Source organism: Niallia sp. Sow4_A1 (genome assembly GCF_052116745.1).
Classification (GTDB): Bacteria; Bacillota; Bacilli; order Bacillales; family Cytobacillaceae; genus Niallia; species Niallia hominis.
Genome location: NZ_JBQKKM010000126.1, coordinates 1 through 779 on the forward strand (window position 1 = coordinate 1; position 779 = coordinate 779).

Consider the following 779-nt stretch of genomic DNA (forward strand, 5'->3'; position numbering starts at 1 on the left):
CAAGCTGAGCTACTTCCCGAAATATAATGGCGCGCCCGAAAGGAGTCGAACCCATAACCTTCTGATCCGTAGTCAGACGCTCTATCCAATTGAGCTACGGGCGCATTAATTAAAAAACAATGGTGCCGAGGACCGGAATCGAACCGGTACGGTAGTCACCTACCGCAGGATTTTAAGTCCTGTGCGTCTGCCAGTTCCGCCACCCCGGCATTGTTTCTTATGGAGCGGAAGACGGGATTCGAACCCGCGACCCCCACCTTGGCAAGGTGATGTTCTACCACTGAACTACTTCCGCATATATTTAATTGGTGCGGGTGAAGGGAGTCGAACCCCCACGCCTTGCGGCGCTAGATCCTAAGTCTAGTGCGTCTGCCAATTCCGCCACACCCGCAGACAAAAATAAGATGAGCCATGGAGGATTCGAACCTCCGACCCTCTGATTAAAAGTCAGATGCTCTACCAACTGAGCTAATGGCTCATAAAATGGTGCCGGCTAGAGGACTTGAACCCCCAACCTACTGATTACAAGTCAGTTGCTCTACCAATTGAGCTAAACCGGCATATTATAGTTTGTCCAATATAATGGTGGAGGATGACGGGATCGAACCGCCGACCCTCTGCTTGTAAGGCAGATGCTCTCCCAGCTGAGCTAATCCTCCATATATAGCGCCTGGCGACGTCCTACTCTCACAGGGGGAGAACCCCCAACTACCATCGGCGCTGAGAAGCTTAACTTCCGTGTTCGGTATGGGAACGGGTGTGACCTTCTCGCTATCGCC

Annotated in this window: 7 tRNA genes and 1 rRNA gene; all 8 read right to left on the minus strand. The window is 52.1% G+C overall.

What is annotated here, in order from left to right:
- Window positions 1-27: 27 nt before the first annotated feature.
- A tRNA-Arg gene (locus ACTQ5K_RS25450) sits at window positions 28-104 on the minus strand.
- Window positions 105-120: 16 nt separating this feature from the next.
- Window positions 121-209 (minus strand) — tRNA-Leu (locus ACTQ5K_RS25455).
- Window positions 210-220: 11 nt separating this feature from the next.
- Window positions 221-295, minus strand: a tRNA-Gly gene (locus tag ACTQ5K_RS25460).
- A gap of 11 nt (window positions 296-306) precedes the next feature.
- Window positions 307-391: transfer RNA gene (locus ACTQ5K_RS25465), tRNA-Leu, on the minus strand.
- Between the two features lie 14 nt (window positions 392-405).
- Window positions 406-478 (minus strand) — tRNA-Lys (locus ACTQ5K_RS25470).
- 6 nt (window positions 479-484) lie between these two features.
- Window positions 485-560 (minus strand) — tRNA-Thr (locus ACTQ5K_RS25475).
- Between the two features lie 23 nt (window positions 561-583).
- Window positions 584-659: transfer RNA gene (locus ACTQ5K_RS25480), tRNA-Val, on the minus strand.
- Window positions 660-668: 9 nt separating this feature from the next.
- A 5S ribosomal RNA gene (gene rrf / locus ACTQ5K_RS25485) occupies window positions 669-779 on the minus strand; the annotation flags it as partial.